A 15,481-nucleotide genomic window follows, 5' to 3' on the forward strand; every position below is an offset into this window, starting at 1 on the left:
TTAACCGAAATCATATTGATCGGAAATCCAATGGGATAACTTTGGCTTTTAAGAGAATTTTATGATATATTAACATAAAATTCTCTTAAAAAAATGACTAAGGCATTAACCCCCCTATTTCTTGGTATTTTCCTACTGAGTTGTAATAATCAAAAGAAGAACGAAGCTTCTAAAGACTCAGATAATACCACTGAAAAAAGTATTGCATTATTCAAAAAATTAGATTACAACCAGAGCCAAATCACCTTTTCCAACACCATCACCCATGATGTGTCCACTTTAAGCAATCTTTTTGATTACGATTATTTCTACAACGGGGCCGGAGTTGGCCTTGAAGACCTGAACAACGACGGTCTTTTAGATGTATTTTTCTCTGGAAACCAAGTGAACAATACCCTGTATTTCAATCAAGGCGGCCTAACCTTCAAAGATGTCTCCGAAACAGCCCAAATCAACACAGGAAAAGTATGGTCCAACGGTGTCACCTTTGCCGACATCAATTCGGATGGGTGGATGGACATCTATGTTTCACAAGGCGGACCCAACACCCGGGATAAACGCAAAAACCTATTGTTCATCAACAAGCAAGACGGAACCTTCGAAGAAAAAGCAGAACAATACGGCCTAGCGGACATGGGCATTAGTACCCAATCCGTTTTTTTTGATTTGGATAAAGATGGTGACCTCGACTGTCTCGTAATGAACGAAAATGAGTTGTATGGTATGGACCCCATTAGCTTTAACCATTATGTAAATACCGATGAGGAAACGGCCTATTTCAATTCATCCCATTTGTACCGAAATGATGGTGGTGTCTTCTCGGATATTACCAAAGCAGCTGGGCTCAACAAACCCATTTTTGGGCTTGGTCTTGTCGTTGCAGACATTAACGAAGATGGATGGATGGACATTTATATGGCCAGCGATTATTACCTTCCCGATGCGCTGTACATCAACAATCATGATGGTACCTTTTCCGACCAGATAAAGGAAGCCACCGATCAAATATCCTTTTATGGCATGGGTATAGACATTGCCGATCTGGACAATGACGATTTACAGGACATTTTTGTGCTCGATATGGCCGCCAATGACCACGTTCGCTCCAAAACATTGATGGCCTCCATGAATACGGCACGCTTCGACTACTTGGTGAACAAGGCAGGATACCATTACCAGTACATGTACAATTCCCTTCAGAAGAACATGGGCAAGAACCTGTTCAGTAATATTTCGCAGCTATCCGGAGTGGCCAATACCGATTGGAGTTGGTCCGTGCTCATGAACGATTTTGATCTTGACGGACAAAAAGAAATCCATGTCACCAATGGATATCGACGATATGCTTTGGATAATGACTTGCAAATGAAAGTTTTTGAGGCGCGTCAAAAATATGGCCAAAATGTGCCGTTGGAGGTAAAACAACAACTCTACGAGTCCATGCCTTCGGAAAAACTTCCCAATATCATGTACAAACAAACTTCCGAGCTCATTTATGATGATGTAGCCAAAGATTGGGGCTTGGGCGATTTTTCGTTCAGTAATGGGGCCGCTTCCGGTGATTTGGACAATGATGGGGACCTCGATATTGTGATCAACAACATGGATGAAGCCGCTTTTGTCTATAAAAACCTTTCTGTGGAAGAAGAACTTGGTAATTATTTAAAAGTTGTCACCCATGGGGATTCTTCGGAAGAATTTGCAAAGGTTAAAATAAGCTCGGGAGGGAAATCCCAAATGATAGAGGTAAAAAGGGTTCGCGGATATCGGTCTGCGCAAGAAACCAAAGCCTTTTTCGGACTTGCCCATGAAACCATAGTGGATACGGTTACCGTATACTGGAAATCAGGTAAAATGGAGCAAAAATTCAATGTACCTGTCAATACTACATTGACGTTCAACAAAAGTGAAGCTACCCAGTCAATTCCCTCCAAATCCAAAAAAGGCAAGTACTTTATGGATATGGATGCCAAAGCACTGGAACTGGATTTTATCCATCATGAAAACGTGTACGACGATTTTGAAACAGAAATCCTACTCCCCTATAAACAATCCAATTTAGGCCCTTTTATCGCCAAAGGTGATGTCAATGGAGATGGTCTGGAAGATATTCACATAGGAGGCGCCTCTGGGCAATCTGGGCAGCTTTATGTACAATCCAATGGAAGATTTTCCAAGCTGAACTCCCCCGCCCTATCCGATGATGCCCAATTTGAGGATATGGAGTCCGTATTTTTTGATTTCGATGGTGATTCCGACATGGACCTTTATGTGGTAAGTGGTGGAAACGAGTTTGCCGAAAACTCCTCCTATCATTCAGACCGAATCTATATCAACGATGGCCGTGGGCAATTCAAAAGGCTACAAAGCGATGCCCTCTCCAAACTTCCCAAAAATGGAAAATCCGTGTCCATCATCGATTTTGACAAGGATGGCGACAACGATATTTTGGTAGGCAACCGGGTAGTTCCCAAACAATATCCCAAACCCCAGACTTCCACATTGTTCGAGAACAGAAATGGTGAACTTGTGGATGTTACCGAACAAATCGCCCCAGAATTTAAGGATTTTGGCATTGTTAATGACATTCAAACCACAGATGTGAACAATGATGGTTGGCCCGATTTCATTGCGGTGGGTGAATGGACCGGAATCGGAGTTTTCATCAATGAACAGGGAACATTTAAAAATATTGGAACTGAAGATATCCTGCTCAACGAACATGGATGGTGGTTCTCCGTAACGGAAACAGACATCAACAATGATGGCCTAAAAGACTATGTTCTTGGAAATGTTGGGTTGAACATCAAGTTTAAGGCATCAGAAGAAAAGCCCTTTAAGGTTTACGCCACAGATTTTGATGAAAATGGCACCAATGACATTGTGTTGAGCAAGAAATACCATGGCACTTATGTTCCTGTCCGAGGTAGGGAATGTTCATCCCAACAAATGCCTTTTATCAAAGAGAAGTTTCAAACGTATTCCGAATTTGCCAATGCCAGTTTGGTGGATATTTATGGTGAAAAGCTGAAGACTTCCTATGAAAGTACGGTCACGGAATTGCAATCCATCATTCTTATCAACAAGGGCAATCTAGTTTTTGAAAAACAGGTTCTTCCTGTGGCCGCACAAACCATCCCAATCCTCCATTGTGTTGTTACCGACCTTAACCAAGATGGATTTGAAGATATTGTTGCAGTGGGCAACATATACGAAACCGAAGTTGAAACACCTAGACTTGATGCGCTTTCGGGGGTAGTCTTGCTTTCCAACGGTAAAGATGGATATATAAGTGTCTCACACCCAGATTCCGGATTGTACATGGATGCCAACGTGAAGAGTGCAGAGCTAATTACCAATGCCAAAAACGAAATATTCTTACTAAATACAGCAAATAATGGCCCAGTTGGTGTCCACAAAATCTCTTCGTGATATATTTGCAGCATCTACGCAATTGAACCGAAGGAGATGAGTGACCAAATTTATGGAATCAGGGCTGTTATGGAGGCCATGGAAGCCAATCAGCCAATCAATAAAATATTTCTACAAAGAGGTCTTAAAGGCGAACTTTTTAAGGAATTGGAAACTGCCATCCGGAAAAACGGAATTAGTGCTTCCTACGTTCCCATTGAAAAACTTAACCGACTCACCCGAAACAATCACCAAGGGGTTGTGGCCCAAATTTCGCCTGTAAAGTTTCAAGATTTCGAGAGTCTTGTGGAAAAGGTCATGGAGGAGGAAAAAATGCCCTTCTTCCTGCTGTTGGATCAAGTGTCTGATGTGCGCAATTTTGGCGCCATCATCCGAACTGCGGAGTGCTGCGGGGTACATGGAATCATTGTTCCAAAGAATGGGGCCGCCCCTATCACGGATGATACCGTAAAAACTTCTGCCGGGGCTGCGTTTAATGTCCCAATCGCTAAAGTAGACCATCTAAAAGATGCCATCTTTTACCTGCAATCTTCTGGAATAAGTGTTGTTGGAGCCACTGAAAAGACCGAAGATGAAATTTATACGATGGATTTTAATCAGCCCTGTGCAGTTGTCATGGGATCAGAGGATAGAGGCATCTCTCCTTCCATTCTTGGTGTTTTGGACCAAACGGCAAAACTCCCTCTTTTGGGCAGCATAGGTTCCCTCAATGTTTCTGTGGCCTGTGGTGTATTTCTATATGAAGTGGTACGTCAACGAAGAGCCTAAGTATCGCCTTCGTTGTTCTTCTTGTAATGGTATTTTATTTGAATGTGATTTTCAGGTTCTTCCGTGGATTCAATAAAATTGCCGTCTTCATCAAAATGCTTTAGAAAAGGATCATTCTCCTCGTTGTAATCCTCACGCTCCCAATCATATTTCTTTTCTACGGGCACTCTAACCTTGATGGTCAATGCCAATAAAAAACCGGTGATAAATCCAGCAAGATGTCCTTCCCAAGAAATGTTCTCCTTCACTGGAAAAATATACCAAAGCATACTGCCATAAATAAAGACGACAACCAAGGAGAGAGCCACCAACCTAAAATGTTTGGCAAAGACGCCTTTAAAAAAAATGAAACTGGCCAAAACATATATTATTCCACTAGCTCCAATATGGTATGATGGGCGGGCAATCAGCCAAGTCAATAATCCAGAAATGAGCACCCCAAACACAAAGACACGTAGCGCCGCCGTTTGATAGAAATAAAACAAAAAGGCCGTTAAAATGGCAAGCGGAATGGTGTTGTTGTACAAATGTTCCACTGACCCATGGATAAAAGGACTGAGCACCACCCCTTGCAATCCCGATAGTTTTCTAGGATAAATGCCATAATCGTTAAAGTTGATTCCAAATTTTACCTCGACCCAAAAAACAGTCCAAATAGACAGCACAGCCAACAAGGGAGCCAATACAACCCCATTGGAGAATTTAAAATGCTCATTGCTTTGCATATGCCTCATATAGCAATTATCTAACCACGGATATGAATTTACACAAATTGTCAGGTTTGTTGAAAATGCCCTCGAGTTTAAAGTATTTAGACCCCTAAAATTGTCTTATTTTTATCAGCATGAATGAACCCTTGGCAGAACGAATACGCCCCAAAACATTGGAGGATTACATCAGTCAGCAGCATTTGGTGGGCCCGCAAGGCGCGTTGACGAACCAAATACGAAATGGTGTAATTCCCTCATTGATTTTTTGGGGTCCCCCCGGAACTGGAAAAACCACGTTGGCCAACATCATTGCCAGTGAAAGCCAACGTCCTTTCTATACGTTGAGCGCCATCAGTAGTGGTGTAAAGGACGTTAGAGAGGTAATTGAAAAGGCCAAGCAGAGTGGTGGATTGTTCACGGCCAAGAATCCGATTTTGTTCATTGATGAAATCCATCGATTCAGTAAATCGCAACAAGATTCGCTATTGGGTGCGGTGGAAAAGGGCTGGGTAACTTTAATTGGTGCTACCACCGAAAATCCAAGCTTTGAGGTGATTCCCGCACTTTTATCCCGATGTCAGGTCTACATTTTGAATCCGTTTGACAAGGAGGATTTGGAAGCCCTGTTGAACAGGGCCATAAAGACTGACAGTGTGCTGAAAGACAAAAAAATCAATCTGAAGGAAACCGAAGCTTTGCTTCGACTTTCGGGTGGAGACGGGAGAAAATTATTGAACATTTTTGAACTCATCGTCAATTCCGAAAATGCAAAAGAAGTCACCATTACCAATGATTTAGTGCTCAGTAAAGTGCAGAAGAATACGGTGCTTTACGACAAGACGGGAGAGCAACACTATGATATCATTTCGGCTTTTATCAAATCGATTCGCGGAAGTGACCCCAATGCCGCCGTGTATTGGTTGGCCCGCATGATTGAGGGTGGTGAGGATGTAAAGTTCATCGCTCGGAGAATGGTCATTCTAGCCTCTGAAGATATAGGCAACGCCAACCCAACAGCCCTTGTTTTGGCCAATACCACCTTTCAGGCCGTGAACACCATTGGTTATCCTGAGGCACGAATCATTTTAAGCCAATGCGCCACCTATTTGGCCAGTTCGCCCAAGAGCAATTCAAGCTATGCGGCCATCAACGAAGCGCAACAAAAAGTACGATTGACAGGAGATTTATCAGTGCCATTGGCCATAAGAAACGCCCCAACAAAGCTCATGAAAGACATTGGCTATGGTAAAGGTTACCAATATGCCCATGACCACGAAAATAACTTTGCTGATTTTGAATTCCTTCCTGAAGAGATTTCGGGCACCGCCTTTTACCGTCCCGGAAACAATCCTCGGGAAAATGCCATGCGGGAATTCCTAAAAAAACGCTGGAAGGACAAATATGGGTTTTAAAACTTGATGTTGAGTTCTTTCAACTTTTTCTCCCCGCCTTCGGAGTACTCCACAAACCACTTTCCATCTTTTTGAAGCACAACACCACTGTTCCCTTGATAATCGGTCAAAAACACATTTTCAACGGAGGTTGACATAAGCTTCATGACAACTTTGGGTGTGCTATCTACCAATTGATATCCATTTTCAATGGGCTGGGCGTACAACAATCCTGAAACCTTAGCAGCTGTCTCTGTCTTTTGCTGGGGCTCCGCTTTGGTGTATGTGGACGTTTTTGGCTCTACACTTTCATAGCTTTGGGTTTCTGTAGTGGCCACTTGTTTTACAACAGGAACCTCCTTCTTTTCTTCCAATTTCTTGACGTCATCCTTATAGCTAACCGTAATGGGTTGCTCCGTTGGTTGATTTGTTTCCTTTTCTTTGGGAACATAGGCATAATCCATTCCATCAAAAGAACCAAAGGCATCTTCCAACGCATCTTTGTAAGCAGCGGTGTACTCCTTGATTTTGCTTTTTCCTTCCCTAGTCCTAAAAACTTCGATAGACTGACAGTCCTTCAATATAACCGTCACCTTCGTGGAAAACATGGAGGAATCGTCGGACAGACTGGCCAAAAGACCCAAACAACGATTGTTGGCTAAATCCGCTGGTAATTCATCATCATAAACCGGGGTAAATCCCTTTTGGGTAAATAGAAATTTGACCATGGTGCTGGTCATATACTGATTTTCTGACTTGAACGTCTCAAATTTTTTCGGAACGATGATATATTTATATCCGTTCAACTGCCCTCTCATGGTCATGCTTGCCATAAAAGCAAACAACAACACAACTACTACTCTTCTTTTCATATTAAGTGATTCCTCAATTACCGTTCCAAGATATGATATTAAATCCGAACTGTAAAGAGGCATAATGGCTGTCGGCCACGTTGCGATAGCTCAAAAGGTTATCTCCCATGATATAAAAATTGATGGGGCCTGCCTGAAAATTGAGGCCCAGACCAACATTGGATAATGAATATTTATCCACGGTGTAAGTTCCTTTCAATGAAAGTACCCGTCCAAATCTTCTCTGGTAAAATCCGGTCAATGCCGCCTGAATTCCTCGAGGGCGTTTCATCATAAAGAGTTGTCCACCAACACTATTCCGGTAATAGTCACTATTACTTCCACCCCCCGCATTAATACCGCATCCGCAGTTATCAAATCCTCGCCCTCCTTCGCCAAAATCATATCGAATAGATCCATACGCCTTGACGGGTCTGAGCGAAATATAACCCTGTGTATTTTCCTCATAAGGAAGGGCTTCCTCAATGTCATCCAACAATTCCTCCCAAAGATCATTGTCCACATTGTCTATATCCTCTGGAATAAAAACCGTAATTCCTTCAGTACTTGCCGTACCACGAAGGGTATAATTCTGCACATCTTTGGACTGATAAATAAAGCCTACATCCAGAACACTTGCGGTAATGGTAGTCTGTGGATTTAGATTGTAGCTGAAACCAGCGTCAAAACCAAGTCCAAGGTTACCCCCCAGCAAAACTCGTTTGGTGAAAAGTGAGGGCAGTTCGTCTCGTGCACTTCTGGTCTCGTCGTCGAGAATGTCAAAAATTTCCTTGGCTCCCGCCGTTCGCAATTGCATATCGGCAGAAAGTGTACTCACGTAAATATTGTTTTGACCTTGCGTTGTTCTGAAAGAACCGGAATTTCCCTTGGATTGAAATTGGAAAACACTGGAATATAATTTAGCCCTAGCTCCCACAGTTAAGGTATTGCTTATTTTCCGATTGATTCCAAAATGGAAAACATTTACCATTTCGCCTCGCAAACTTAAATGTCCTAAATCAAAGCTTCGGCCAATATTGGCTCCTCCATTTCCTTCAAAGGCTAAAATGGCCAAATCCTTGGGCCAGTACACAATGATGTCAGTTTCGCCATACACTCCAAATGAGTAATAGTCATCGGGCCTATTTCTTCCCCGAAAGCCAACATTGAACCCTTCTATTTGAGTGGTGGTGCTGAAATCGTCCTTATGCGTCATGGCATCCAAAACGCGCTCCTGAACCTTTGTGGTAAAATCAATTCCATCGTTGGCAAATAGGTCGTTCACGGTTACACCGCTGGTCCCAGCCTGAAACGAAAACCCAGAAATGAACGGAACGCCGGTATGCCATTTTTCAGAAGTTTTTACGCCTGGATTAACCATCAATGATTGCGGAATCTCATAGAAATCATAAAGCACCTCCTTATTTTGCGCACATATAGATGCGCTTGCAAGAAGTGTGAGGAAAAAAAACAGCCGAATTCTTCTCATTTTAGTCGAAATATGAATTCAGCGGCAGAGCGCAGAATGACTTTTGGGTCCGAAGCGTTGGAAACACTTGTGTCATCACTCATGTTATTACCTGTGACACGAAGTCCACTGGTGGCAGCCAAAATATTTAAACTCTTTCCTGTTGGGCCATAGGTGACATCCCGCGTTGAGGGTTCAGGAAGGTTGGGTTCAATATTAAAATTCTCGATATCGAGAACGTTTCCGCCTTCATCCAAAAACTCGATGGATACCTGTAAACTTTTGCTGGTAGTGTTCTCAATTTCATAGCTTATGGTTCCCTCAATAAGTCGTTCTGCCACGAACTCCTCATTAAAAGCATCAAAATTTACCGTTTGATAGTAGAAGGGACCCGAGTCAACTTCGTTGATGGATGCTTCATCCGATTCTAAATAAAAAATACTGGAGGCTACTGTAGGGGTTATGGAAAGATCATCGAACTGATCAAAATTCTGCTCCTCGGAACAGGATTGGAGGAAAAAGCAAAGCATTAGTCCACCCAAAAATTGGAAAAACAACCTTCTCATATCTAAAAAGCATTTTTTTACAAACAGTAGAAGTGGACCATACCCTACTATAACTCTATAAAAAGCTTTTTATTTCAATTAAATCGTTAATCATCACGCAATGATCATGGTCGGGCTCCCCATTGCTGTTAAAGTGCAGTACTTGCATGCCCATACCCTTTGCCCCTAGGATATCGGCTTCCAAGCTATCGCCTACCATTATGGTATTTATTGGATTCACATTGGCCTTGGTGAGGGCCAGCTCAAAAATATAGGGATGGGGCTTTTTTACACCTGCCATTTCTGAGTTGACGATTTGGTCAAAATAATGATGGATTTTGCTCCCCATCAATTTCTTTTCCTGTACTTCCTGAAATCCATTGGTGATAATATGCAGCCTGTATTTTGGCGACAGATATTCCAGAATTTCGACGGCATTGGGCACTAAATGGGTAAATGAGGAAAGATGTTCAATATATTGATGCGCCAAAATATGGATTTGGTCGTCGGCCACCACTGCCCCAACCGAATCAAAAGTACGCCTTAAGCGTTGAAACCTGAGTTCTTCTTTGGTGACTTTGTTTTCCCGATACAGTTTCCAATACTCCAGATTGATAGGTACATAAACTGCTAGGAAATCCGCCATCATAACTTCCACGCTATTGTCCACAAAGATTTTTTCAAAAGTGAGTGCAGAGTTTTTTTCAAAATCCCACAGGGTGTGGTCCAAATCAAAAAAGATATCGGTAACGCTGTGCTCAAACATAGTAGCGCTTTAAAAAAGACTGATAAAGGTCCATCCAGTCCAATCTGTGTTTACCTCCCAAAAGCTCATTGGAAAATATGATGATAAAGTCTCCATTCACCTGCTTTACCAAGCGATAGACCCTGTCCATTTTATCAAAAATCTCATCCCTATTCTTGAAATTTACCAGAGCATAATCATGCACCGCAAAAGGATGCACCTTCAAGGGTTGCCTCACCTCCATATTGATGTCATAAAAATGGAACGGGGTACAGGTCCCTGCCCGAAATCCAATTTCATGGGTGTACCCCATTGAAAAATCATCGGTAAACTCAGTTTCCACCAAATTCCGATAGGTAGTAGGTACGCTGACCCGATTATATCGCAGTCGGGAATAACTGATGGGTCTGTTAATAAGGTTGCTGAGACGCTTTTTCTCTTCCAACAAAACCGATTTATCCGTAGAAGACAGAAAAGAAGTGCTAAGTGATACAGCACTGTAATCTGCCACGGATTTTATGAGATACCTGAACTTATTATTGTTGGGTGACACATTCTTATCGTGGGCCGAATGCTTTGCAAACTGAAAAAAGAACATGGTCTTGATGGGAAACTTCTTGTGGATATCCACCAACTCATAGAAATTGTCGAAAGGATCCTTCTTCAACCCCAAAAGCACAGAAAAACGGTCCACAAAACTTCTGAATTTAAGGTTCCCCAAATCCAGAAAAAAACCACCCAAGCTCCTCGCCACACCACGCATCGCATAGCAATGTGAAGTAGTCACATTGATAATGGAGGTAAAATTATAAGTTCGTTCCTTCCCCTTTATATTGGGAAACCGCTCCTTAAGCAGGTCCAACAATTTATGGGCCCATAAGTCCACCACGGGAAGCTCCAGAAATTTGTTTTGGTAGGCAATACTCTCCTTTACGGGGAAGCGGCCTACGCTGTCCTTGACATGGGGCAAATACTCTTCATACCGACTTAATAAAAAGAAACTTGCTGAAAAAATATCATAAGGAACTGTGCTTTTCTCTCCGCAAGCGAAGAAACAGGGAATTCCCTCCCAGTCTGATACTTTTATATCAAGATCATTGATACCCTGCTCAAACAGCAAATCATTACTTCGGATAAAAAACTCATTCTGCAAGGGCTGCTTGGAGTAGGTCATCTTTGGACCGGAATGCTTAATGAAATCCTCAACCTTGGTGGTGAAAGCGATTTCAACACCCAATATCTTCTCAAAAATATGCCTTGCCGTATAGGTAAGTCTATTGGTGACCTTATGGGTAAAGAGTAACAGCATAAAATTGAATCAACTAAAGTATTCCTTGGTCTGCAAAGCTAAAATAATGTTGGTGGGCCAAAATTAAGTGATCTAATATTTTAATGTCCAAAGCTTCGGACGCCTTTTTCAACTTTTGTGTGATCTGTTTGTCCGCAGCACTTGGTTTTAAGGTGCCTGATGGATGGTTGTGCGCCAGAATGATTCCCACTGCCCCAAGGTCCAAAGCTTGTTTGAGCACCAATCGTACATCCACCAATGTTCCTGTAATGCCTCCTTTGCTCAATTGCGATTTATGGATCACTTTATTGGAGTTGTTCAAATAGACAATCCAAAATTCTTCGTGTTGCAATTCGCCCATCAACGGATACAGCAATTCAAAAGCATCTTTGCTTCCCGAAACTTTGGTTACTTTTTGGGCTTCTTCGCCTCTTCGGCGGCGGCCCATTTCCAAGGCTGCTGCAATGGTAACGGCTTTTGCTTCACCTATGCCCTTAAATTTCTTTAATTGGTTAACCGAGAGCTTCCCCAACTCATTAAGGTTATGGCTTACCGAAGCCAAAATACGTTTGGAGAGTTCCACAGCGCTTTCATCCTTGTTTCCAGAACCGATGAGAATGGCTATCAGTTCTGCATCGGAAAGGACAAAACTTCCTTTTTGAACCAATTTCTCCCTTGGTTTGTCATCATCTGCCCAATGTTTGATGGAAAAGGAGACCACTTTTTCTTGCATGCTTTAAAGATAGGAGATTAAATTTATGTAATTTACTGGGTAAAGAAATCAAGGTATATGAAATCCCTATTTGACTCTGAAACCCACGCTGAAATTCTAAATCGAATTGATAAACTTTCTGAATCCTCTCAAGGGGAGTGGGGCAAAATGGAGGTTGGACAAATGCTGCGCCACTGTCAGTATCCCTTGAAGGTCGCTTTAGGCAAACATACAATAAAAAAGCCCAACATTTTTATGCGATTGTTGTACAAAGGGTTCAAAAAAAGCATGTATGACGACAAACCGTGGAAACACAATCTACCCACCGCTCCAGGGTTTAAGGTGCAAGATAATCGGGACTTCAAAGAGGAAAAGGATAAGCTGGTTGTTTTGATCAATGATTTTTATGGTGAACGGACCAAAAAGGATAGGGACCCGCACCCCGCGTTTGGAGATTTGACCTATGATCAATGGGGCCAATTGGAATATAAACACTTAGACCATCATTTACGTCAGTTTGGGGTTTAAGCTGTAAATATTGATTTTAACCGTTCAAAATCCAGTCCTCCATAATTTCCAGAACTCATCAGCAACAAGGTGGAATTTTCAAAATCTTGTCCAAAAAGATACTCTTGAAAACTTTGGGCATTGGTAAAGATTTTAATGTCCTTTCTCTGAAACGCTAGGGCTATTTGGTCAGCCGTAACTTCTTCCAACTCCTTGATTTTAACCGCATCCGGGGAATAAAAAACCGCAGCTTCATCGGCAGTATCCAAAGCTCCTTGGTATTCTTCCAAAAATCCAGCATTTAAGCTGCTGTAGGTATGGAGTTCCAGACAAGCAAGCAATCTACGCTCAGGATACTGCTCCTTTACCGCTTGGGTGGTTGCCTTTACCTTACTGGGCGAATGCGCAAAATCTTTATAGGCAACTTTGTTCTTGTTTTCAGCAATCTTTTCCAATCGTTTTGAAGCACCTTTGAATGTAGCAATGGCCTCATAAAAATCGGCTTCATCCACACCCATTTGCTGACATATCCATTTGGCGCCGGCCAGATTGTTCAGGTTGTGCCTACCAAAAACCTCGATGGGCATGTCACCCTCTGGGGTGTTTAGCAACGTAATCCCATCTTCAACCGAATATTCAGGTGTTTGATAGGGAAACTTACGAATGGTATTCTGTGTGGCATCGATAACCTTTACCAACTCCGGGTCTTCCGTATTGTACGTGATACTACCCCCGCTTACAATTCCATCCACAAAAATTTGGAACTGTTCCACATAATTTTCAAAGGTTGGAAATACGTTGATATGGTCCCAAGCAATCCCACTCAAAAGAGCAATGTTTGGCTGATAAAGGTGGAATTTGGGTCTTCGGTCAATCGGTGAGGACAAATACTCATCACCTTCGAGAACGATGAAATCATTTTCTTCGGTCAAATGCACCATACGGTCAAAACCTTCCAGCTGGGCCCCAACCATATAATCCACCTCAATGTCGTTATAGTCCAATACATGTAAAATCATCGAAGTGATGGTAGTCTTCCCGTGACTCCCACCAATAACCACCCTGGTCTTGTATTTGGACTGTTCAAACAAAAACTCGGGATAGGAATAAATCTTCAAGCCCATTTCTTGTGCCCGTAGCAGCTCTGGATTGTCCGGCTTGGCATGCATGCCAAGAATGATGGCATCCAATCCGTCATGGATTTTTTCAGGAAACCAGCCAAAACTTTCTGGCAGCAATCCTTTTGCCCCCAATCTACTTTTTGAAGGTTCAAAAATCACATCATCGCTTCCTGTAATGTTGTACCCCTTGTGCTCTAAGGCAAGGGCCAGATTGTGCATGGCACTTCCGCCAATGGCAATAAAATGGATGTTCATCAAACGCGTTTATCCTTCAAAAATAGCCAATGGCAAAACCAATCCAAACAAAGAATCCATCTTATTAATTTTTATCTTGGTGGAAAATTGAAACCGATGAACCTATCAGAAATCAAATCCAAGGAAATTATGCCTGGATATCATGGCAAAATGGTGCATGCCAATACCATGAGTTGGGTGTTTTGGGATGTTGAGAAAGATGCCGAAGTACCTGAACATTTTCACATTCACGAGCAAATTATGCATGTAGTGGAAGGTACTTTTGAATTTACGCTGGATGGAAAAACCAACATCTACCATCCTGGAGATGTAGTTATCATTCCGTCCAATGCACCGCATAGCGGAAAAGCGCTCACCAAATGTAAATTAATGGACATTTTTAGTCCTGTTCGGGAAGAATATAGATAGTTATGGAGATATCATTAAAAGTAAAAAAAGCCCTTGTGGGAGGGAGCAGTAAAGGAATCGGTGAAGCCATTGCCCGGCAATTGGCCGAAAGTGGTGCCAGTGTCACGCTTATGGCCAGAAATGAAGAACGCATGAAGAGCATCGTTAGCCAATTAAACACTGATGAAGGTCAAAAGCATCAGTATTTGGTGGTGGATTTTTCCAACTTCGATACTTTTAAAAGCACTATTTCATCCTTTTTTGAGCACAATACCATCGATATTTTGGTAAACAATACACAAGGTCCTGAAGGTGGTGGAGCCTTGGAAAAGAATGTGGATGATTATCAAAACGCGTTCGACTTATTGTTTAAATCCGTGGTCTACACTACAGAACTTGCCCTGAAACATATGCAAAAGAACAGATGGGGGCGCATCATTAATGTGGCCTCTGTATCGGTAAAGGAACCTTTGAGTTATTTGGCACTTTCCAACACCATACGAGCAGCGGTGGTCACATGGGCAAAGAGTTTGGCGTATGATGTGGCCAAAGATGGCATAACGGTAAACAGTGTTTTGACGGGTTATTTTGATACGGACCGGATAGCGCAAATCAATTCCAAAAAAGCCGAAAAAATGGGGATTCCAGAGGAAGAAGTCCGCTCCAGCATGGAAGACTTGATACCAGCAAAACGTATCGGAAAACCAGAGGAATACGGATATCTGGCCACCTTTTTGGCTTCGGACCAAGCTGCCTACATTACGGGGACCAATATTCCCATTGATGGCGGATTGCTAAAATCCTTGTAGTTAAACGGTTATCCTCCAAATTAAGCGACTTAAAAATTATCAAATTCGTAATTTTTGCATACATTTATTAGGTAACCAGCAAAAATTAAAACTATGAATTCAAAAGTTTTTATGGTAGTCCGTATTTTATTGGGGATTTTCGTGCTTGTTTTTGGACTGAACAAGTTTTTAAGCTTCATTCCTATGGGTGGCGAAATGCCTGATTCCGTAATTGCCTTTTTTGGTGCGGTTTCATCCTCGTACACCCTAAAATTGGTAGCCATTGTTGAAATTTTGGCAGGCCTATCGTTTATTTTCAACAAATATGGTGCTTTAATGGCCATAATTTTAATGAGCGTATCAATAAATGCGGTATTGTTCCATGCCACCTTGTTACCAGAAGGTATTGGTCCGGCACTAGCACTATTGATACTGAATATTTTGGTCCTCATTGGGTATAAAGACCGATATAAAAGCCTATTACAACCTTAAAACTCAAAAAGGGCCTTCAAC

Annotated in this window: 15 protein-coding genes; 7 read left to right on the forward strand and 8 right to left on the reverse strand. The window is 42.2% G+C overall.

Going from position 1 to position 15,481, the window contains the following annotated elements; translation table 11 throughout:
- The first annotated feature begins 93 nt into the window (after positions 1–93).
- Entirely contained in the window at positions 94–3,432 is a 3,339-nt protein-coding gene (locus ACFSJE_RS17815) for a VCBS repeat-containing protein (RefSeq protein WP_379832219.1), read from the forward strand.
- 36 nt (positions 3,433–3,468) lie between these two features.
- A complete protein-coding gene (gene rlmB, locus ACFSJE_RS17820; RefSeq protein ID WP_379832220.1) occupies positions 3,469–4,200 on the forward strand; it encodes a 23S rRNA (guanosine(2251)-2'-O)-methyltransferase RlmB in 732 nt (243 codons plus the stop codon).
- Here rlmB and ACFSJE_RS17825 read toward each other — a convergent pair.
- Entirely contained in the window at positions 4,197–4,925 is a 729-nt protein-coding gene (locus ACFSJE_RS17825) for a rhomboid family intramembrane serine protease (RefSeq protein WP_379832309.1), read from the reverse strand. The genes rlmB and ACFSJE_RS17825 overlap by 4 nt on opposite strands.
- Positions 4,926–5,044: 119 nt before the next feature.
- On the opposite strand from ACFSJE_RS17825, the gene ACFSJE_RS17830 reads away from it, so the two are divergent.
- Positions 5,045–6,322: a replication-associated recombination protein A gene (locus ACFSJE_RS17830; protein WP_379832221.1), complete on the forward strand. Its 1,278-nt coding sequence runs from the start codon at positions 5,045–5,047 to the stop codon at positions 6,320–6,322.
- Here ACFSJE_RS17830 and ACFSJE_RS17835 read toward each other — a convergent pair.
- From ACFSJE_RS17835 to radC, 6 genes are read right to left on the reverse strand one after another with little or no spacing between them, the layout of a single operon-like run.
- Positions 6,319–7,173, reverse strand: coding sequence for a hypothetical protein (locus tag ACFSJE_RS17835; protein ID WP_379832222.1), 855 nt, complete (start codon positions 7,171–7,173; stop codon positions 6,319–6,321). The genes ACFSJE_RS17830 and ACFSJE_RS17835 overlap by 4 nt on opposite strands.
- Before the next feature lie 13 nt (positions 7,174–7,186).
- On the reverse strand, positions 7,187–8,641 hold the full coding sequence (locus tag ACFSJE_RS17840; RefSeq protein WP_379832223.1) for a DUF5723 family protein: 1,455 nt from the start codon (positions 8,639–8,641) through the stop codon (positions 7,187–7,189).
- The gene (locus ACFSJE_RS17845) at positions 8,638–9,186 is read right to left on the reverse strand and encodes a hypothetical protein (protein ID WP_379832224.1); all 549 of its coding nucleotides are present in this window, start codon (positions 9,184–9,186) and stop codon (positions 8,638–8,640) included. Before ACFSJE_RS17845 ends, ACFSJE_RS17840 begins: the two co-directional genes overlap by 4 nt.
- A gap of 55 nt (positions 9,187–9,241) precedes the next feature.
- Complete coding sequence (locus ACFSJE_RS17850; protein WP_379832225.1) at positions 9,242–9,931, reverse strand: YjjG family noncanonical pyrimidine nucleotidase; 690 nt, start codon at positions 9,929–9,931, stop codon at positions 9,242–9,244.
- A complete protein-coding gene (locus ACFSJE_RS17855; RefSeq protein ID WP_379832226.1) occupies positions 9,924–11,219 on the reverse strand; it encodes a polysaccharide deacetylase family protein in 1,296 nt (431 codons plus the stop codon). The genes ACFSJE_RS17850 and ACFSJE_RS17855 overlap by 8 nt, the downstream gene beginning before the upstream one ends.
- Before the next feature lie 13 nt (positions 11,220–11,232).
- Positions 11,233–11,931 carry a RadC family protein gene (gene radC / locus ACFSJE_RS17860; protein ID WP_379832227.1) on the reverse strand — a complete coding sequence of 233 codons (699 nt, stop codon included), beginning with the start codon at positions 11,929–11,931 and terminating at the stop codon, positions 11,233–11,235.
- 57 nt (positions 11,932–11,988) lie between these two features.
- On the opposite strand from radC, the gene ACFSJE_RS17865 reads away from it, so the two are divergent.
- Positions 11,989–12,438 (forward strand): DUF1569 domain-containing protein, encoded by a 450-nt coding sequence (locus ACFSJE_RS17865; RefSeq protein WP_379832229.1) that lies wholly within the window; start codon positions 11,989–11,991, stop codon positions 12,436–12,438.
- Here the strand turns inward: ACFSJE_RS17865 and ACFSJE_RS17870 are convergent.
- Positions 12,435–13,793, reverse strand: a complete 1,359-nt coding sequence (locus tag ACFSJE_RS17870) for a UDP-N-acetylmuramate--L-alanine ligase (protein WP_379832230.1) — start codon at positions 13,791–13,793, stop codon at positions 12,435–12,437. The genes ACFSJE_RS17865 and ACFSJE_RS17870 overlap by 4 nt on opposite strands.
- A gap of 96 nt (positions 13,794–13,889) precedes the next feature.
- Here ACFSJE_RS17870 and ACFSJE_RS17875 point away from each other — a divergent pair, with 96 nt between their 5' ends.
- From ACFSJE_RS17875 to ACFSJE_RS17885, 3 genes are all read left to right on the forward strand, one after another.
- A complete protein-coding gene (locus ACFSJE_RS17875; protein WP_379832231.1) occupies positions 13,890–14,201 on the forward strand; it encodes a cupin domain-containing protein in 312 nt (103 codons plus the stop codon).
- Positions 14,202–14,203: 2 nt separating this feature from the next.
- Entirely contained in the window at positions 14,204–14,989 is a 786-nt protein-coding gene (locus ACFSJE_RS17880) for an SDR family oxidoreductase (protein WP_379832232.1), read from the forward strand.
- A 93-nt stretch (positions 14,990–15,082) separates the two neighbouring features.
- Positions 15,083–15,460: a DoxX family membrane protein gene (locus ACFSJE_RS17885; protein ID WP_379832233.1), complete on the forward strand. Its 378-nt coding sequence runs from the start codon at positions 15,083–15,085 to the stop codon at positions 15,458–15,460.
- The last annotated feature ends 21 nt before the right edge of the window (positions 15,461–15,481 follow it).

Source organism: Flagellimonas iocasae, from assembly GCF_042682725.1.
In the GTDB taxonomy this organism is placed as follows: Bacteria; Bacteroidota; Bacteroidia; order Flavobacteriales; family Flavobacteriaceae; genus Flagellimonas; species Flagellimonas iocasae.